This window comes from Paraburkholderia aspalathi, assembly GCF_900116445.1.
Classification (GTDB): Bacteria; Pseudomonadota; Gammaproteobacteria; order Burkholderiales; family Burkholderiaceae; genus Paraburkholderia; species Paraburkholderia aspalathi.
The window spans coordinates 72,628-90,552 of the sequence record NZ_FPBH01000025.1 but is presented as its reverse complement, the minus strand read 5'-3'; the positions used below and the strand labels follow the sequence as shown (position 1 = coordinate 90,552).

The window sequence follows — 17,925 nt, the reverse complement described above, 5'->3', positions numbered from 1 at the left end:
GATGAGCTCGCGCACGGACACGTCATGTCGTGATCAACGGCCTGAGTTCGCGAATGTCCTTAAGCGTCTCCAGGTGGTTAATCCTCTCGATCAGCCTGGCGGTTTTCGCCGCGCCGAGTACGGGCGCCATCAGATCGCGCGCTTTCGCGTTGACGGCCTCGGTGGACAGCGGGTTCTCCTTCGTGCCGGGCGGAAAGCGCGTGAAGTGGTCTACGGTGCGGCCATCCGTGAGCGTGACTTCTACTTTGGCGCCGCGCGGCGCGGCGGGGTCCATCAACGACTGGTCGGGTTGCACGGTGACTTTCGCGCGCTGCGCGACGATCACCGGATCGTGCATCAACGCGACATCGTGACTGTCGCGAAACGACACCGCGCCTTTGACCAGTGCGAGCGCCACCAGGTGCTGACAGTTGACGTCGGGCATCGCACTGTCGCCGACGATGCCTTCCGCGTCCGACGGAATCCGCACGACGATGCTGCGCACGTTATCCGGCGTCAGGCCGTACTGCTTGCGCAGGCTCAGCAACGCGTCGAGGGGCGACTGGATCGGATAACCGACCGAGTAAGTCTTGATGGCCGTTTCGGTCACGTAGAAGCGGGTGCCGAGTCCGTCGAGCATGGCTTGCGGGCTCGGCTTCGTCGATAGCGCGATGAACAGGTTGTGCGTGCCATCAAGCACATCGTAGACGCCGGTCATACCCGACCGAACCATGCCGACTGCCGTCACGCCGTTGCGCGCACCCATGCCGGCAAAATCGAAGGCCTTTTCGATGTGGTCCTTGTCCTTGACCCAGCTCCAGAGTCCCGACACCTGTTGCGCCGAGTAGGAAAGTGCATAGCGCATCTGGGTTTCGTCGAGCCTCGCCATCGATGCCGCTGCACCGAGCGAGCCGAACGTCGAAGCGGTGCCCTCGGCACTCCGATGCGAACCTCTCACGAGATCGGGCCCGAGTGCCATCAACAGCCGACAGGCGAGATCGTATCCGAGTGCGACAGCCTGGATCATTGCCTCGCCGCTTTGTGCCTGATGTTCGCCGACCGCGAGTGCCGCCGGCACCACTGAACTGCCGGGATGCGCCTTTGTCACCGGCTCGAAGTCATCGGTTTCGTCGGAGTGTGCGCACATGGCGTTGGCCAGCGCTGCGTTGACGGTCGTCGTGCGAAACGACGATCCAATCACCGATGCCTGCGGTTCGCCGCCCAATTCGTGCACGTAGTTCGACGCCATCATGCCGGGCCGCATCCGCGCGCCGGAAACCATTGCGCCGAACGTATCGAGGATGCGCTGCTTGCAGGCGACCATCGCCGCCTCGGGCAGCGGCGTATCGCGCGCCGACACCATGTAACGCGCGAGCTGGCCGGTGATATCGGCGCCTTTCGCGCCCTCATTGCCGTCCTCGTTTGCCGCGCTGGCGACGCGCAGCGGCATGATCGATAGCGCCGCCAGCGCGCCCGCCGATCGCAGCAGCCGGCGACGTGCCGATATGAAGTCTCCGTCCATGAACATGGCGTCTCCGGGGCTTTTTATGGCATTGTGTCGAGACCTTAGTGTCGACACTTTTGGTGGTCTAGTCAAATATTACGCTGGATTTTGGCGAAACGTACGCCAACTGTGCTCACTTTGGTGGAAATGAGAAAGGCCTGCCGTCCTTGAGGCAGGGGGGCGAGTCGGCACCGTTTGGTAGAGTTGGTTTGGTGGCACGGGAGCCATACCGATCGAATGAGGAATTGCGATGAGCCAGAATGTCGACAGAAGCAAGATCGAAGGGGACACCGAATCGCCGCCGGTCACGGAGATCGTCGACTGGGTGGCGCGCGGAATCATCGAGGGGCGATTGTTGCCCGGCGACGATCTGAACTCTGTTGATCTGGCAAAACGGTTCAACGTCAGTCGCACACCGGTGCGCGAGGCGCTGTTCGTGTTGAGCCGCGAAGGACTGGTCGACTGGTCGCCGCGCCACCGCCCGCGCGTGTCGGCAGTCAAGCTGAAGGACGTGCGCGAGATCTATCAATTGCGTGCGATTCTTTACGCACAGGTGTCGGCCGCGATTGTCGAACACGCGGCCGACGCCGACATCCAATCGCTCTGGGACGCTCATCGCCGTCTCGCCGAAGTTGCCGCGCGAGGCGATGTCGACGGCTATTTCTGGGCGAACGTCGCGTTTCGCGACGAGGAACTCCGTGTGTGCGGTAACGGCATTTTCAAGGAAGTACTGGACTCGATGCGCATGCGCACCAACCGGTTGCGTCGTTTGAGTACGTCGTTGCCGGGACGTTTGCAGCGCTCATGCGCCGATCATCAGCGACTTTGCGAGGCGTATTCGGAGCGCGATGGGGTGCTTGCAGCAGCGCTGAACCGGTCGATCGTGTTGAGCGCGCTCCAGGCAATCGAGCAGGCATGGGATCACGTGCCTGAAAGCGGCAATATCGCGACTCCGTAGACCGTATTAAAGCTGTCGCCGTTACGTGCGCATCACGACAGCCGCAGCCGCCTCACGTCCTGCTGGGGAGGCGCGCCGAACAGACGGCTGTACTCGCGGCTGAACTGCGAGGCGCTTTCGTAGCCGACCTGGATCGCGGCACTACCCGCGTCGATGCCAAGGTTGAGCATCAACTGCCGCGCCTCTTGCAGGCGCAACTGCTTCTGATATTGCAGAGGACTTGTTCCGGTGATGTTGCGGAAATGCTGACGGAACGTTGACGGACTCATGTGCGCGTGCGCGGCCAGGTCATCCACCCGGAGTCCCTTCGAGAAATTCTGCTTGAGCCATCTCACGGCCCTGGCAATCTGTTGGCTCGGCGATCCGTTGGCCGCAAGGTGCTGCAACTGCGGACTGTGGGGGCCAGCGAGAAGCCGCACGATGATTTCCTGCTGAAAGAGCGGCGCCAATTGCGGAGCCAATGCCGGTTGGTCCAGCAATTCGATCAGCCGGATCAGGACGCCGATCAGGGCATCGTCAAGGGTTTCGATCGTGATGGGCGTGAAGGCAGGTGTTCGAGGCGGAGCCGGCAACTGCATCTCCGCAGCTGTCTTCACGATGTCACGGCTGTCCAGTGTCAGCATCAGGCCCAGCATCGGTTCCTCAATACTCGCGCGCGTGACGTGCGAGATCACAGGCAGGTCGATGCTTGCCAGCATCGATTGGCCGGGGCCGTAGTTCACCACCTCTTTTCCTACCAACGCCTGCTTATGGCCCTGGGCAACGACGCCCAGCCCGAGGCTAAAGATGCAGTGCAACGGCTCGGTTGGCCCTTTCCGGCGATGAAGGGAAAGGGCTGGTATGGCTGTGGTGTAGTCGCCGTCAGACTGGGCAAAGCGGGCGATGGCTCGCGCGAGGCCGTGCGTGCGTGTGGCAGTCGTACTCATTGGCTCGGAAACCCGGTATTTCATGCGCAATCTCTAATGCCAGGACGGCGGAAACACTTTACTCCGGTAGAAGACCATTCACGTTGCTTTAAGCACGCTTCGTCAGTTTGGGCAAGAAGTTCGGCGCTTTCGGCAACCTCCCCGGTGCCAATCGCGCGACACTGAAGCCAGTTAATTCATATCCGATGCTCGAATTTTGGGGCATCAAGAACAGAGAGGACCCACGTATGAATAGCAAGAAAGTGTGGCTGATTACCGGCGCTGGCCGCGGCATGGGCGTGGATATCGCCAAGGCAGCATTGGCGGCCGGCCACGATGTTGTGGCGACCGGCCGCGATCCTGAAAAGGTCAGGAACGCCATCGGCGATCACGATAATCTTCTGGTCGTCCAGTTGGACGTGACCAGCTCCGCGGATGCCGAGGCCGCCGTCGAAACCACCGTCCAGAGCTTTGGTCGCATTGACGTGCTGGTCAACAACGCGGGCAACTTCTATGGGGGCTTCTTCGAGGAGCTTAGCCCCGCCCAGGTGCGTAGCCAGCTCGAAACGCTTCTGTTCGGCCCGATGAATGTTGCCCGGGCTGTATTGCCGGTAATGCGCAAGCAGCGCTCGGGCCTGTTAGTCACAATCTCATCGACGGCTGGCATTACTGCTGGTGTGTTTTGCAGTGCATATGCCGCTGCAAAGTTTGGCGTCGAAGGATGGATGGAGTCGCTTGCCCAGGAAATTGCTCCCTTTGGCATTCGCACCATGCTGGTAGAACCAGGTTTTTTCCGAACAGACCTTCTCAGCGCAGACTCAACGACCTACGCCGAACTATCCATTGATGACTATGCGTCCCGCACTCAGGAGACCGTGACTGCGTGGAAAGGTATGAACGGCAAGCAGGGTGGCGATCCGGCCAAACTTGCCGCCGCGCTAGTGGAGTTGACGGCACAGGAAGAGCCGCCCGCTCGCTTCGCCGCCGGCGCGGATGCAGTTGAGGCTTTTGAATCCAAAGCGAACACCTTGCTCGCTCAGGCGAATGCCCACCGCGAGTTGTCTTCGTCGCTTTCATACGCCCCAGAATAAAGACGGGCGCCGCCGGACAAGTGGCGACGCCCGCAAGTCGACTTAATAGGGCACTCCAAGAAGCAACGGCTGGGTTTTCTACGGACCCGCAGTCAGAATTCGCCTCGCTTTTGTCGGATATTTCTCTAGATGCGGCCTATGATCATTGTCGCGACTGTGTTGCCTCGATCGAGTCACCGACGATATTGCCTTTCATTCCCGAATAGACGGCCGTGTTGGTGGCCTTCCGTCTTTTTATCCATCAGAACCGCGAGAGTCCGAACAGCGTGCAGTCATCGCCGCATGCGCGACACTGGCGCGAGCGGCCGTTTGTTAAGCACTGGATTCAGGCGCCTCAGCACCGCGCGGCCCGCCGCCGGTGCGTCTGCCGAAATCGTGCGACGAGTGCAACAGATGGGGACCCGTCGCGACACGCTGAGGGAGCGACCATGCGCGCACTCGACATCATGACGCCGTCCGTCGTCACAGCCACACCGGACATGACAATCCACGACGCGGCACGACTGTTCGTCGATAATCGTATCAGCGGCATGCCGGTCGTCGACGCGAACGGACAGGTCGTCGGCATCGTTAGCCAGGGCGATCTGCTGCATCGCGTGGAGACTGGCACCTGCCACGGAAAGCGCTCGTGGTGGCTCGAACTGCTGTCGTCTTCGCCCCGCGGGGAGGCTGCGAGGTATGTGAAGGAGCACGGACATGTCGTCGGCGACGTGATGTGCGACCGGGTGATTTCGATTCCCGAGGACATGCCGTTCCAGCAGATCGCGGACCTCATGGAGCGCCGGCATCTCAAACGCGTGCCGGTACTGAAGGACGGCAAGCTGGTCGGAATCGTGAGCCGCTCGAACCTGATTCGCGCACTCGCGAGCGTCGCACCGGCCGTGGACTCGGCTTCGCACGACGATGTGAGCCTGCGCGAGGCAATAGTCATGGAAATGCACGGGCAGCGCTGGGGGTTGCCGAAACAAGGCGTGCTCGTCACGGACGGCGTCGCGCATCTGTGGGGCGTGATCGAGTCCGAGGAGGAAAAGCGCGCGATCCGAATCGCGGCCGAGGGCGTGCCCGGCGTCAAGCGCGTAGAGAGTCACCTAGTGTTTCCGAGCGTGATGCCGTCGCTATAGCGCAGCGCCGATCAAGAGGCGCTTGGAGCCCGCTTCAAGCGTCCTTCCGCGCCTTCAACCCCGCTTGAACAACTCCCGCGCCAGCGAACAGAGCAGCGTGGTCGTCGGCGACTCGTCCTGCAAGCGTCGGCTCATGATGATCGGCGACGAGATATTGGCCGCCGGAACCGGCCGGTACACCACGCCATGCGCGCGCAAACCTTCGACGCTTTCCGGCACGAGACACACGCCAACCTGCGCCGCAACCAGCCCCAGCGCGGTTTGCAACTCCCTCACTTCATGAACCGCTTTCGGCTCCAACGCATGGTCGTGCATTGCCGATAGCTGCTGGTCCGCATAGCTCGGCCGCGGTGTGCTCGGATAAACGATCAGCGTTTCCTCAGCAAGCGCGGCAAGCGTCAGCGCCTTCTTCTGCCGCGCGAGCGGGTGATTTTGCGGCAACGCGGCAATCATCCGTTCTTCGACGAGCACTTCACGCGCCAGTTGCGCATCGTCGAAACGCAAGCGGCCGAAACCCACGTCGATACGGCCGCCTTTGAGGGCGCCGAGTTGCTCGATCGTGAACATTTCGATCAGCGACAACTCGATATGCGGCGCCGCTTCGCGAAACGCGCGGATCACCGCGGGCAACGCGCCATAGAGCGTGGACGGCACGAAGCCGATCACGATGCGCTCGGCCAGTTGCGCGAGGCGCCGCGTGAGCGGGGCGAGTTCGTCGGCATCGTCGACCAGACGCTTGGCCTGCGCATAGAAAATGCGGCCCGCTTCGGTCAGCCGCAGCGGCCGCGAGCCGCGCTCGAATAGCGCGAGGCCGACGCTTTCCTCGATCTGCTGGATCTGGCGGCTAAGCGGCGGCTGCGTCATATGCAGGCGATTGGCAGCCCGCGTGATGTTCATTTCTTCGGCGACCGCGATGAAATAGCGGAGTTGGCGAAGTTCCATGCATACCCCTAAGGTATGGAAGTAGTCGGAATCGGTGTTGGACTGCTTCGCGGGTTGTTTCTACTATGGGGCTCTCATGAAAGCAGTTCAGGAGAGCACCGAATGATAGCAACACCCGTGAAGATCGAGAGCGTGGAGACGATTCTCGTCGACGTACCGACGATTCGTCCGCACCGGCTTTCGGTTGCAACGATGAATTGCCAGACGCTAGTGCTGGTGCGCATCCGCTGCGCCGACGGCGTGGTCGGCGTGGGCGAGGGCACGACCATCGGCGGTCTCGCATACGGCGAGGAAAGCCCGGAAAGTATCAAGGTCAACATCGATACGTACTTCGCGCCGCTGCTCAAAGGTATGGACGCAACTCGTCCGGGCGCAGCGATGGCGAAGCTGCGCGCGCTGTTTCAGGGCAACCGTTTTGCGAAATCCGCAGTTGAAACCGCTTTATTCGACGCCCAGGCGCAGCGTCTCGGCGTGCCCCTGTCGGAGCTGTTCGGCGGCCGTGTACGCGATTCGGTGGACGTGGCGTGGACCCTCGCAAGCGGCGACACCACCCGCGATATCGACGAAGCCGAGCGCGTTTTCGAAACGAAGCGGCATCGTGTGTTCAAGCTGAAAATCGGTTCGCGCGTGCTTGCTGATGACGTCGCGCACGTCGTGGCAATTCAGAAAGCACTGGAAGGCCGGGGCGAAGTGCGTGTCGACGTGAACCAGGCATGGACCGAATCCGAAGCGATCTGGGCCGGCAAGCGCTTCGCCGATGCCGGCGTTGCGCTGATCGAGCAGCCGATTGCCGCGGAGAACCGTGCGGGCCTCAAACGCCTGACGGATCTCGCTCAGGTGCCGATCATGGCGGACGAAGCGCTGCACGGCCCGGCGGACGCATTCGCCATCGCCAGTGCGCGTGCGGCTGACGTCTTCGCCGTCAAGATCGCGCAATCGGGTGGTCTGACTGGCGCCGCACAGGTGGCGGCGATTGCGCTCGCCGCGAATATCGACCTGTACGGCGGGACGATGCTCGAAGGCGCGGTGGGCACGATCGCCTCGGCACAACTCTTCAGCACCTTCGCCGAACTGAAGTGGGGCACTGAACTCTTCGGGCCGCTGCTGCTGACCGAAGAGATTCTCACCGAGCCGCTGCGCTACGAAAACTTTGCGTTGCATCTTCCACAAGGACCCGGTCTCGGCATCACGCTCGACTGGGACAAGATCGACCGCCTCCGGCGCGATACGCGCAAAGGCGCAAGCGTTACCACGAACTGACGGTTCATCCGCTAACCGCCGAGAACATTAAACGAAGGAGATACCCCATGAACAAGCAAGCTATCGACGCACTGCTGCAGAAATTCAACGACAGCGCCACCAGCGAAGGCAATCCGCGCACAAAGCAGATCGTCCAACGCATCATTCAGGATCTGTTCTATACGATCGAAGACCTCGACGTGCAGCCGGCCGAGTTCTGGACCGCGCTGAATTATCTCGGCGACGCAGGCAAGAGCGGCGAGCTCGGTCTGCTGGCCGCGGGCCTCGGCTTCGAGCATTTTCTCGATCTGCGAATGGACGAAGCAGAAGCCAAGGCCGGTATTGAAGGCGGCACGCCGCGCACTATCGAAGGACCGCTGTATGTGGCGGGCGCACCGGTGTCCGACGGGCATGCACGGCTCGATGACGGCACCGATCCCGGCCAGACGCTGGTGATGCGCGGCCGCGTATTTGCTGAAGATGGCAAGCCGCTCGCCAACGCGCTGGTTGAAGTGTGGCACGCGAATCATCTCGGCAACTACTCGTACTTCGACAAGTCGCAGCCGGCGTTCAATCTGCGCCGCTCGATTCGTACGGATGCCGAAGGCAAATATAGCTTCCGCAGTGTGGTGCCGGTCGGTTACTCGGTGCCGCCGCAAGGGGAGACGCAGTTGTTGCTCGATCAGCTGGGCCGTCATGGGCATCGTCCGGCGCATATCCACTTCTTCGTGTCGGCGCCGGGCTGCCGCAAGCTGACCACGCAGATCAACATCGACGGCGATCCGTATCTGTGGGACGACTTTGCGTTCGCCACGCGCGACGGCCTCGTGCCTGCGGTCAAGCAGGCCGAGGGCGCGGAAGGCAAGCCTTACGGCGTGGAAGGGCAGTTTGCGCTGATCGACTTCGACTTCACGCTGTTCAAGGAGCGCGACAACCTGCCGGGTGCCGAAATCGACCGGCTGCGCGCCGAAGCCTGAGGCTGCAACTGCGGCTGTGGCGCTCTAACGCGCCGATGACTGAAAACGCATACACGTACCGCACGAATCTATTGACCCTGGCTGCGCGGCGGAGTATTCCGCGTAGTCGGGGTTTTTCATTACCGATCAGAGAAGGAGAGCCAGCATGCTGTTTCACGTTGAGATGACCGTCAACCTGCCGCTCGATATGGACGCCGAGCGCGCCGCGCGCTTGAAAGCCGATGAGAAAGCCATGTCGCAGAAGCTGCAGGAAGAGGGCGTATGGCGGCACTTGTGGCGCATCGCCGGGCGCTACGCCAACGTCAGCGTGTTCGATGTGGAAAGCCCCGCGCATCTGCATGACGTGCTGAGCCAGTTACCGTTGTTCCCGTACATGCATATCGAAGTGCGCGCACTGTGCCGGCATGCATCGTCGATTCGCGACGACGACCGGTAAGGGCGGAAGGAAGAAGGTGCTGCGAATGCAGCACCTGGCCTGCATTAAAGTGTATTAAAGATCGAGCACCAGCAGCGGTGACGTGGCGCGCGAGACGCAGCAGCAGATCACTTTGCCGCTTGCCCTTTCAGCTTTACTCAGGCAATGGTCGCGATGCTCGGGCGTGCCGCTCACCACATCGACCATGCAGGTCCCGCATACGCCTTCGCCGCATGAGGTATCGACTTCGATACCGATCGACGCGAGCGCCGCGACGATCGTCGTATTTTTATCGACGTGGACGGTAGCGCCGCTGCTGGCGATCTGCACATCGAATGCATCGAGCGCGTTCGCTTCGCTGCTAGCCGTCGAAACAGGCTCGGCGGCGAAGCGTTCAAGGTGAATCGCCCCCGAAGCCACGCGCGTTTCACCGACCGCCACCACGCGCTCCATGAAGGGGCCCGGGCCGCAGGTATAAATGTGCGAACCTTCGCCCGCGCTTGCCACGCAGTCGGCCAGCACCGCATCGAGCTGTTCTGGTTCGACGCCGAAGTGAGGCCGTACGAAATCACTGAACGGTGCGCGTGAGAGTAATGGCAAGAACGCCGCATGCTCCGCGCTGCGCGCGAAATAATGCAACACGAAGCGCTCGTTCTGCTTGAGCAGGCGATAGGCCATGCTCAACAGCGGCGTGACGCCAATGCCTGCCGCAATCAGAATGTGCTCGCTCGCGCCGGACGCAAGCTGGAACAGATTGCGCGGCGCACCGATCGTCAATTCGCAACCGACCGTCACGTCGTCATGCAGCGAGCGCGAACCGCCGCGCGACGCGTCTTCACGTTTGACGGCAAACAGGTGCGCTTCACGATGATCGGGGTCGCCACACAGGGAATATTGCCGCGTGATGCCTGAGGGCACGGTGACGTCGATATGGGCGCCGGGTTCGTAGCGGTCGAACGGTTGTCCGTCCAGACGCGAGACACTGAACGAGCGCACGCCGTGCGCTTCGTCACGCACGCTGTCGACGCGTACGCTGAAGGTGGTTCTTTCCATGATCTTGCTGGCCAAAGGACAGAGAGGGGCAGAGCGGACGCCGCATGCAATGCGCAGCGCCCGGTTGTGCGTCAAGGATAAGAAGCCGCCGACAATCAGGCAAATCGATTAAAAATCGGTTATGAAATAAGTCGAATTGATAATATGGTGCGCAGCCATGCGCCCTCGTCATCCTTCGACACCGGCCAGATGCCGGACCAGCGCCTTTTCCGGCCGTTTCAGCGCGTTCAGGTCGCGCATGCAGATCAGCAACTGACGCGTGGCCCAACTGTCCGTCAGTTCGATCGTGCGAATGCCCGGCGTGCCGCGATAGCGTTTCGCGGCGGTGGCCGGCACGATGGCGATGCCCGCGCCCTGTTCGACCATGCAGCAGATGCTGTCGAAGGTTCGCATATGCGCCCGGACGTTGAGCGGCTGTCCGGATAGCAGGGCGCGTTCGCCGAGGTACGCGTGCAACGCGCTGCTCGTGCTCAAGCCGATAAATTCACGGTCGGCCACTTCCGCAAGCGTCACGCGGCGACGCGCGCCCAGCGGGTCGCCGCGGCTGGTAACCAGCACAAGTTTGTCGACGGCGAAGGGCACCGTTTGCAACGCGCCGTGTTCGACGGCATCGGAGATGACGCCGATCTCCGCCGCGCCGGTCAGCACCGCTTTCACGGTTTCGCTGCTTTGCCGTTCCTTCAGATCGATCTGCACGTTGGGGTGATCGCGCAAAAAGAGCCCAACCGGGGCAGGCAAAAACTCGGTGATCGCGGCGGTATTGGTCCACAAGCGGATAAACGCTTTGCTCCCGGTCTGATGTTCGCCGAGCTCGCCTTGCATCCGGTCGATCTGGCTGAGCACGAGTCGCGCATGATGCGCGAGCGTATCGCCCGTCGCCGTGGACTCCACGCCGCGCCGGCCGCGCTCCAGCAAGGGCACGCCCAATGCGTCTTCCATGCCGCGCAAACGCGCGCTGGCCGACGGCAGCGACATGTTCGCGCGCGCCGCGCCGTGCGTGATGCTGCCGGTGTCGAGAATGTTCAGGAAAAGGCGGAGATCGATCAGGTCGAAGCGCATGGGGTCGAATTTTAGTTGGTGTCGTAACCGTGACTGGCGTTGCGGTTGCAGATGCAGATGCAGATGCAGTTTTAGCCTTAGTTATAGCCTAAGTCACAGTACGTATCTTACGCATTGTGGACGGCGCTGCGGCAATCGAAAATCGCGGACATGACATCCAGAACCTCATCCCCATGACCTCTTCTTTTGCGCTGCATGCGAGCGTGATTGCCGCGACCTTCGTGCTCGCTGGCTTCGTCAAGGGCGTGACCGGCATGGGCCTGCCGACCGTCGCCATGGGCGTGCTCGGCACGCTGATGCTGCCGGCGCAGGCGGCAGCGATGCTGTTGCTGCCGTCGTTCGTCACGAACGTCTGGCAGTTGTTCGCGGGGCCCAGCGTGCGGGAATTGCTCAGACGTTTGTGGCCGATGATGGTGGGCATCGTCGCGGGCACGCTCGCGGCTGCATCGTTCATTGCCGGCGGCGGTGGCGAATCGGCCGTGGCCGGCTTGGGCGCCGCGTTGACGCTCTATGCCGCGGCCGGGCTGATGGCGTGGCGCTTCTCGGTGCCGGCACGCCACGAGCGCTGGCTGTCGCCGGCGGTCGGCGTGGTCACCGGCGCGATCACCGGAGGGACCGGCGTGTTCGTTGTGCCGGCGGTGCCTTATCTTCAGGGCTTAACGTTAAAAAAAGAGGATCTGGTCCAGGCGCTCGGCCTGTCGTTCACCGTTTCCACCATCGCGCTCGCGATCGGACTGACAAGGGAGCATGCATTTGCGGTCGACGACCTCGGCACGTCGCTTTGCGCCGTAGCACCTGCCTTGCTCGGCATGTGGATCGGCCAGCGGGTGCGCGGCCACATTAGTCCGGCGACCTTCCGCCGCTGGTTTTTCATTTGTCTGCTCGGCTTGGGTATTCAGTTACTGGCGCGCGTATTCGTTTGATCAGGAAGTGGGAAGCGTGAAGCAGGAGGGCTGGATTGTGTGGTCGACTATTCTGGATACGTTAGGCGCGTTAGCTGTACTGGCAAGTGTGGCGGTGCAGATCGCGTTTATCCGCAAATGCGGAAATCGGTGAACCATCAGACTTATCTTCGGTTAGCGCGGCGCAAGCCGCTCAGGTAGCGCGTAGCGTTGCATCGTGCGTTCCATGCCATCGAGAAACGCCTGCTCCGCGGCGTTCATCTTGCGTGCGCGCAGCCACAGCAGATCGATATCGACGTCGACCAGACCCTCTTCGGGTGGCAGACGCCACAAGCGTTGCTGTGCGAGATCGTCGCGCACGATGTGCTCGGGCAGACAGCCGATGCCATAGCCCGCGAAGATCAGCCGCCGCACTTCATCGAGGCTCGGCGAGGCCGCCACGATGCGCCCGGTAAAGCCGCGCTGATCGCGAAACACGGTGAGCGGCGACAAGCTGTCGCCAATCTGGTCGCTGGTGAACGATACGAAGTTTTCCGCCAGCAATTGATCGACCGACAATGCATGCCGCCCGAACAGCCGATGATGCCGCCCGCAGAAAAGCGCATACCGTTGCCGCAGAAAGCAACGCTGTTCGAGTTTGTCGACGGGCGTGCGGCACAAGCCGAGCCCGGCCGTGGCCGTTTTTTGCAGCAACGACGAGATGATGTCCGACGAGCGCATCACTTCGATCTGCAAGTCCACGCGCGGATAGCTCTTGTGGAATTCCGCGAGGAATTCGTCGTAGACGCCGGAGTCGATCCGGCTCACCGAGAGAAGCCGGATCGACCCGGTGATGTCGTCGCTGCGGTCGTCGAGTTCAGTTTCCAGCCGCGACATGTGGCCGTAAATATCACTGGCGATGCGGTACACCTCCTCGCCGGCGCGAGTCGGTTCGAAGTGCGGGCCGCGACGCTGGATCAGATTGCGTCCGAGCGTGTCTTCGAGCCGTTTAAGCGCTTGGCTAACCGCCGGCTGCGTCAGGTGCAAACGGGCCGCGGCACGGCTGACGCTGCGCTCCTGCATGATCACGAGGAAGGTGCGCAACAGGTTCCAGTCGAGCCGGTCATTCAAAAAACGCGTGACGTCCGCGCGCAACTGAGTCATGGAATCACCTTCGACATTAGCCAGATTTATAGCCGGGATAATAAACCGAAATTTGACTAATATTTTATGGCTGGCGATAAAACACCTCACAAGATGGCCTGATATCAGGCATCGCGACAGAGGAGCCGCCATGAACGCTTCACCCCAAGCCACCCGTCAGCCCGTGCGAGCGGCCAGCGCCGCTTTCATCGGCACGATGATCGAGTGGTATGACTTCTACATCTACGCCACGGCCGCCGCGCTGGTGTTCGGCGAGTTGTACTTCCCCTCGCATGATCCGTTTGTCAGCACGATGGCGTCGTTCGCGACCTTCGCGGTCGGCTTCTTTGCACGGCCGCTGGGTGGCGTGATCTTCGGTCATCTGGGCGATCGTATCGGCCGCAAGAAGGCGCTGATGACCACGCTGATGATGATGGGTGTCGCCACCGTGTGCGTCGGCTTGCTGCCGGCTTATACGAAAGTGGGCGTGCTCGCGCCTGTGCTGCTGGTGTTGCTGCGCGTGGTGCAAGGCGTGGCGGTGGGTGGCGAGTGGGGCGGCGCCGTGCTGATGGCTGGCGAACATGCGCCGAAAGGGCGGCGTACGTTCTTTGCTTCGTTCGCGCAACTGGGCAGCCCGGCCGGGCTGATTCTCTCGCTGATCGCATTTCGCGCGGTCACGTCGATGCCGCACGACGATTTCATCGCGTATGGCTGGCGTCTGCCGTTTCTGGCAAGCGCGGTGCTGCTCGTGGTCGGTATTTTCATTCGCCTCGGTGTCAACGAGTCGCCGGAATTCCAGCGCGAGAAAGAAGCGAAGCGTACGGTCGAGTTGCCGATTGCCGAAGTGTTCCGTTCTTCCGGCGCGCTGGTTGCACTGTGCATCGGCGCGAACACGATCGGCATTGCGGGTGTGTACTTCACCAACACTTTCATGATTTCGTACACCACGCAAAACATCGGCGTGTCGAAATCGCTAATTCTCGATTGCCTGTTCGCGGTCGCAATCATTCAGTTTCTGTCGCAACCGCTCGCCGCGTGGCTCGCTGAAAAGATCGGTGGTGCGCGCTTCCTCAAGCTGGCCGCGTTCGCCGCGATGCTCTCGCCGTATCCGATGTTCACGCTCGTGCAGAGCGGCAGCCGGCTGTCGATGATTGTCGGCATCGCGCTTGCCGTGGTGTGCATGGCGAGTTTCTATTCGGTGATCGCGGGCTTTGTCAGCGGCGTGTTTCCGGTGCGGGTGCGTTATTCGGCGATTTCGCTGTCGTACCAGGTGTGCGGTGCGATTGCAGGTGGTTTGACGCCGCTGGCGGGGACATGGCTCGCGCACAAATTCACCGGGCAATGGTGGCCGCTTGCCGTGTTTTACACGTGCCTCGCGGGCATCTCGTTGTCGTGCATCGTCGCACTGGATGCGCTGAAACACCGTCGTGCCGACGCACCCGAAGCACTGCCGGCACGCTGAATCAAATGAAATCAAAGACGTTGCCGGCGCGTGCGATGATGGCCGCACCGGCCTACGCCTGAAGCAAAGGAACTGGACTATGCAGACGTTTTTTCATCCGGCGCAGTTGAAGCATCATCCGCGCAGCTATCTGTCGCGTGGCCAGATGCGCACGCCGCAGGAAGTGCCCGAACGTGCGTTGCGCCTCGTCGAAGCCGTGAAGAAGCTCGGTTTCGACGTGCAGGAGCCGACGGATTTCGGGGCCGCACCGCTCGCCGCGGTGCATGGCATGAACTATCTGCGCTTCCTCGAAGAAGCGCATCGCGAATGGAAAAAGATTCCCGCGGAGTGGGGCGACGAAGTGATGTCGAACGTGTATATCCGCGAGAACAATCCGTTGCGCGGCGTGCTGGCGCAAGCGGCTCGCTATCTCGCCGACGGCAGTTGTCCGGTCGGCGCGGATACCTACGAATCCGCTTACTGGTCGGCACAGAGCGCGCTGGCCGGCGCGCACGCGATTCTCGACGGTGCGGGTGAAGCGTACGCGTTATGCCGCCCGCCGGGTCATCACGCGCGTGCCGAAGCGGCAGGCGGTTTCTGCTATCTGAACAATGCAGCAGTTGCAGCGCAGGCGCTGCGGCAGAAGTACGGGCGTGTGGCGATTCTCGATACTGACATGCACCATGGCCAGGGCATTCAGGAGATTTTCTACGGTCGTGACGACGTGTTGTACGTGTCGATCCACGGCGATCCGACGAATTTCTATCCCGTGGTAGCCGGTTTCGAAGACGAACGCGGCGCGGAGAAAGGCGAGGGTTATAACGTCAATCTGCCGATGCCGCATGGTTCGTCGGAAGCCGTGTTCTTCGAGCAACTCGACGCGGCGCTGCGTGTTCTCGCGCGCTTTCAACCGGATGTGCTGGTCGTTGCACTGGGCTTCGACATCTACAAGGACGACCCGCAATCGATGGTGGCGGTGACGACCGAAGGCTTCGGCCAACTCGGCGGCCAAATCGGTGCGCTGAAACTGCCCACGTTGATCGTGCAGGAAGGCGGGTATCACATCGAAACGCTCGATGTGAACGCGCAGTCGTTCTTCGGCGGGTTTGCGTCGAAGCGATGAAGTCAGGCGGGTGTCGCGCCGGCGTCAGCGTCGGTGCCCGCCGTGCCCTTGTCTAACCTTGCCCCACGCGTTCCGCCCCCCACGTCTTTCCGATTGTTCGGCTCATCCGACGTATCTATTCGTTTCCAGCCGCTTTATCCATGCGGCCAGTGTGCCTACATTGTGTCCAGTGACAGCGCCACTGCATGTCTCGCTTCATCGGCGTCAGCGCGCGAATCTTCGCGGCAGCGACGCCGGCGCGAACTCCATCCAAAGGAAACGATCATGAGCAAACTCACAGGTAAGGTTGCGGTTGTAACGGGCGCATCGAAAGGCATCGGCGCCGGGATTGCCAAGGCACTCGCTGCGCAAGGCGCGTCGGTGGTGGTGAACTATGCGTCCAGTAAGGCCGGCGCGGACGATGTGGTTGCCGCAATCACCGCGGCGGGCGGCAAGGCAGTGGCCGTTGGCGGCGATGTGTCCAAGGCCGCGGACGCGAAAGGCATCGTCGATTCGGCAGTCGAAACCTATGGCCGCCTCGACATTCTCGTCAACAATTCCGGCGTGTATGAGATGGCGCCGATCGAAGACATCACCGAAGCGCACTTCCATAAGCACTTCGACGTGAACGTGCTGGGTCTGCTCCTGGTCACGCAAGCGGCGGTGAAGCATCTGGGCGAAGGCGGCAGCATTGTGAACGTCAGCTCGGTTGTCAGCCGCATCACGCCGCCGGGCAGCTCGGTCTATACCGCCACCAAGGGCGCGGTGGACGCCATCACCGGCGTGCTCGCACGTGAACTCGGCCCGCGCAAGATTCGCGTCAACTCCGTGAATCCCGGCATGGTGGAAACTGAAGGCACGCATACCGCCGGCTTCATCGGCTCGGACTTCGAGACCTGGGCGCTCAGCACAACACCGCTTGGCCGTATCGGTCAGCCTGACGATATCGCCGACGTCACCGTGTTCCTTGCGTCCGATGACTCGCGCTGGATGACTGGCGAAAGCCTGATTGCTAGCGGCGGTATGCGGTAACAGGTTTGGCTGGCGCGTTGTGATGGGTTCGTGTGGCAATGTCATGCATTGCCACGATACGCGCCCGCTGCGCCAGGACTGGATGAAAACACCGCCGGGCAATCGTTGCCCGGCGGCTTATTGTTTTATTGAGCCGTCACAGTAGCGGCGCTTGTCAGCTCCACCGCGAACAACGCATCCAGCAGATTCGACCCCGGCCTTTCAGCAAGCCGCGTGAGCGATTCGATCATCTGCACCTGGCAATCCTGAAGCGGAATCATCCTGATCCGCCGCGATTCCTTGAATTCGGCGCGCGCGATCACGCCTACCCCCATGCCTTGCGCGACCGCTTCCTCCAGCGCTTCACGTCCGTCCACATACATCACCGGTTCGACCTGCAACGACTCGCGCACCAGTTCGATTTCCAGCAACTGCTGTGTAACCGATTGCCGCTCGCGAAAAATCATCGGCTGCTGCACCAGTTCCGCGTAACTCAGCTTGCGTTTCTTTGCTACCGGATAGCTCGCCGGCACCATGACCACCAGCGGATCGCGCCGCAGCACGCGCGACTCGAGCCGGCTATGCACCTGTGGAGCGGCGGTAATGGCGGCGTCGACCGCGCTCGACAGCACGCGCTGCATGCAATCTGCGGCATTGGCGATCGAGAGCGTTACGACGATGCCCGGATGAAGCTTGCGAAACGCGCCGATCAGCGCGACGGCCAGATCGGGCGCGTCCGCCGCCAGCGAGAGCGAGCCGGACTCGAGCCCACCTGCCGATTCGAGCAGTTGCCGCGCGTCGCGCTCGCAACTGAGCATCTGCCGCGTCACGGTGAAAAGACGCAGACCGAGTTCAGTGGTTTCGACGCCGCGCGGGCCGCGCTCGAACAATTTGACACCGAAATCCTGCTCGAGCCGCTTCACGTGATCCGACACCGCCGGCTGCGTGAGCGACAGCGCCTGCGCCGCTTTGGAAAATCCGCCGTGTTCCGCGACCGCATGAAAGGCCCGCAATTGCGCGTATTGCACGTCTGCCTCGCCGAGAGATAAGTTTTTGCGATACCTGCATCGATTATATCGATTTTACCGATGGACAGCCTTTCTG

17 protein-coding genes are annotated in these 17,925 nt (G+C 61.7%); 10 read left to right on the top strand and 7 right to left on the bottom strand.

The genetic code is table 11. From position 1 onward, the window contains the following. Positions 1-22: 22 nt before the first annotated feature. A complete protein-coding gene (locus tag BM438_RS31250) occupies positions 23-1,507 on the bottom strand; it encodes an MmgE/PrpD family protein (RefSeq protein ID WP_208620729.1) in 1,485 nt (494 codons plus the stop codon). A 226-nt stretch (positions 1,508-1,733) separates the two neighbouring features. On the opposite strand from BM438_RS31250, the gene BM438_RS31245 reads away from it, so the two are divergent. Next, on the top strand, positions 1,734-2,441 hold the full coding sequence (locus BM438_RS31245; protein WP_093642792.1) for a GntR family transcriptional regulator: 708 nt from the start codon (positions 1,734-1,736) through the stop codon (positions 2,439-2,441). A gap of 32 nt (positions 2,442-2,473) precedes the next feature. On the opposite strand, the gene BM438_RS31240 is transcribed toward BM438_RS31245, so the two are convergent. Next, positions 2,474-3,391 carry an AraC family transcriptional regulator gene (locus BM438_RS31240; protein ID WP_093642789.1) on the bottom strand — a complete coding sequence of 306 codons (918 nt, stop codon included), beginning with the start codon at positions 3,389-3,391 and terminating at the stop codon, positions 2,474-2,476. 203 nt (positions 3,392-3,594) lie between these two features. Between BM438_RS31240 and BM438_RS31235 the strand changes: the two genes are divergently transcribed. Both BM438_RS31235 and BM438_RS31230 read left to right on the top strand, forming a co-directional pair. Further along, positions 3,595-4,437 carry an SDR family oxidoreductase gene (locus BM438_RS31235; protein WP_093642992.1) on the top strand — a complete coding sequence of 281 codons (843 nt, stop codon included), beginning with the start codon at positions 3,595-3,597 and terminating at the stop codon, positions 4,435-4,437. A gap of 428 nt (positions 4,438-4,865) precedes the next feature. After that, on the top strand, positions 4,866-5,558 hold the full coding sequence (locus BM438_RS31230; protein WP_093642786.1) for a CBS domain-containing protein: 693 nt from the start codon (positions 4,866-4,868) through the stop codon (positions 5,556-5,558). A 54-nt stretch (positions 5,559-5,612) separates the two neighbouring features. Here the strand turns inward: BM438_RS31230 and BM438_RS31225 are convergent, their stop codons facing one another. Then, entirely contained in the window at positions 5,613-6,500 is an 888-nt protein-coding gene (locus tag BM438_RS31225; protein WP_093642783.1) for a LysR family transcriptional regulator, read from the bottom strand. A gap of 102 nt (positions 6,501-6,602) precedes the next feature. On the opposite strand from BM438_RS31225, the gene catB2 reads away from it, so the two are divergent. The 3 genes from catB2 (at position 6,603) to catC (ending at position 9,152) form a co-directional block, all read left to right on the top strand. Beyond that, positions 6,603-7,760, top strand: a complete 1,158-nt coding sequence (gene catB2, locus BM438_RS31220) for a muconate cycloisomerase CatB2 (RefSeq protein ID WP_093642779.1) — start codon at positions 6,603-6,605, stop codon at positions 7,758-7,760. A gap of 47 nt (positions 7,761-7,807) precedes the next feature. Further along, positions 7,808-8,716, top strand: a complete 909-nt coding sequence (gene catA / locus BM438_RS31215; RefSeq protein WP_093642776.1) for a catechol 1,2-dioxygenase — start codon at positions 7,808-7,810, stop codon at positions 8,714-8,716. Between the two features lie 145 nt (positions 8,717-8,861). Next, positions 8,862-9,152, top strand: coding sequence for a muconolactone Delta-isomerase (catC, locus tag BM438_RS31210; protein WP_093642773.1), 291 nt, complete (start codon positions 8,862-8,864; stop codon positions 9,150-9,152). Between the two features lie 54 nt (positions 9,153-9,206). On the opposite strand, the gene BM438_RS31205 is transcribed toward catC, so the two are convergent. Continuing rightward, on the bottom strand, positions 9,207-10,184 hold the full coding sequence (locus BM438_RS31205) for a PDR/VanB family oxidoreductase (protein WP_093642990.1): 978 nt from the start codon (positions 10,182-10,184) through the stop codon (positions 9,207-9,209). Between the two features lie 168 nt (positions 10,185-10,352). Beyond that, positions 10,353-11,243 carry a LysR family transcriptional regulator gene (locus tag BM438_RS31200; RefSeq protein ID WP_093642769.1) on the bottom strand — a complete coding sequence of 297 codons (891 nt, stop codon included), beginning with the start codon at positions 11,241-11,243 and terminating at the stop codon, positions 10,353-10,355. Positions 11,244-11,416: 173 nt separating this feature from the next. Between BM438_RS31200 and BM438_RS31195 the strand changes: the two genes are divergently transcribed. Then, positions 11,417-12,166, top strand: a complete 750-nt coding sequence (locus BM438_RS31195; protein ID WP_093642765.1) for a sulfite exporter TauE/SafE family protein — start codon at positions 11,417-11,419, stop codon at positions 12,164-12,166. Positions 12,167-12,319: 153 nt separating this feature from the next. On the opposite strand, the gene BM438_RS31190 is transcribed toward BM438_RS31195, so the two are convergent. Then, the gene (locus BM438_RS31190; RefSeq protein WP_093642987.1) at positions 12,320-13,279 is read right to left on the bottom strand and encodes a LysR family transcriptional regulator; all 960 of its coding nucleotides are present in this window, start codon (positions 13,277-13,279) and stop codon (positions 12,320-12,322) included. Positions 13,280-13,418: 139 nt separating this feature from the next. On the opposite strand from BM438_RS31190, the gene BM438_RS31185 reads away from it, so the two are divergent. From BM438_RS31185 to BM438_RS31175, 3 genes are all read left to right on the top strand, one after another. Next, positions 13,419-14,729: an MFS transporter gene (locus tag BM438_RS31185; RefSeq protein ID WP_093642762.1), complete on the top strand. Its 1,311-nt coding sequence runs from the start codon at positions 13,419-13,421 to the stop codon at positions 14,727-14,729. Between the two features lie 79 nt (positions 14,730-14,808). Beyond that, on the top strand, positions 14,809-15,831 hold the full coding sequence (locus BM438_RS31180; protein WP_093642760.1) for a histone deacetylase family protein: 1,023 nt from the start codon (positions 14,809-14,811) through the stop codon (positions 15,829-15,831). 264 nt (positions 15,832-16,095) lie between these two features. Next, positions 16,096-16,842, top strand: coding sequence for a glucose 1-dehydrogenase (locus tag BM438_RS31175; protein ID WP_093642757.1), 747 nt, complete (start codon positions 16,096-16,098; stop codon positions 16,840-16,842). Between the two features lie 125 nt (positions 16,843-16,967). On the opposite strand, the gene BM438_RS31170 is transcribed toward BM438_RS31175, so the two are convergent. Then, positions 16,968-17,849 carry a LysR substrate-binding domain-containing protein gene (locus tag BM438_RS31170; protein ID WP_093642754.1) on the bottom strand — a complete coding sequence of 294 codons (882 nt, stop codon included), beginning with the start codon at positions 17,847-17,849 and terminating at the stop codon, positions 16,968-16,970. Positions 17,850-17,925: the final 76 nt, after the last annotated feature.

Coding starts and splice junctions, on each gene's coding strand:
- catC (WP_093642773.1), top strand. CDS start 8,862: ATGCTGTTTCACGTTGAGATGACCGTCAACCTGCCGCTCGATATGGAC.
- BM438_RS31240 (WP_093642789.1), bottom strand. CDS start 3,391: ATGAAATACCGGGTTTCCGAGCCAATGAGTACGACTGCCACACGCACG.
- BM438_RS31200 (WP_093642769.1), bottom strand. CDS start 11,243: ATGCGCTTCGACCTGATCGATCTCCGCCTTTTCCTGAACATTCTCGAC.
- BM438_RS31250 (WP_208620729.1), bottom strand. CDS start 1,507: ATGTTCATGGACGGAGACTTCATATCGGCACGTCGCCGGCTGCTGCGA.
- catB2 (WP_093642779.1), top strand. CDS start 6,603: ATGATAGCAACACCCGTGAAGATCGAGAGCGTGGAGACGATTCTCGTC.
- BM438_RS31180 (WP_093642760.1), top strand. CDS start 14,809: ATGCAGACGTTTTTTCATCCGGCGCAGTTGAAGCATCATCCGCGCAGC.
- BM438_RS31195 (WP_093642765.1), top strand. CDS start 11,417: ATGACCTCTTCTTTTGCGCTGCATGCGAGCGTGATTGCCGCGACCTTC.
- catA (WP_093642776.1), top strand. CDS start 7,808: ATGAACAAGCAAGCTATCGACGCACTGCTGCAGAAATTCAACGACAGC.
- BM438_RS31185 (WP_093642762.1), top strand. CDS start 13,419: ATGAACGCTTCACCCCAAGCCACCCGTCAGCCCGTGCGAGCGGCCAGC.
- BM438_RS31230 (WP_093642786.1), top strand. CDS start 4,866: ATGCGCGCACTCGACATCATGACGCCGTCCGTCGTCACAGCCACACCG.
- BM438_RS31235 (WP_093642992.1), top strand. CDS start 3,595: ATGAATAGCAAGAAAGTGTGGCTGATTACCGGCGCTGGCCGCGGCATG.
- BM438_RS31205 (WP_093642990.1), bottom strand. CDS start 10,184: ATGGAAAGAACCACCTTCAGCGTACGCGTCGACAGCGTGCGTGACGAA.
- BM438_RS31175 (WP_093642757.1), top strand. CDS start 16,096: ATGAGCAAACTCACAGGTAAGGTTGCGGTTGTAACGGGCGCATCGAAA.
- BM438_RS31225 (WP_093642783.1), bottom strand. CDS start 6,500: ATGGAACTTCGCCAACTCCGCTATTTCATCGCGGTCGCCGAAGAAATG.
- BM438_RS31245 (WP_093642792.1), top strand. CDS start 1,734: ATGAGCCAGAATGTCGACAGAAGCAAGATCGAAGGGGACACCGAATCG.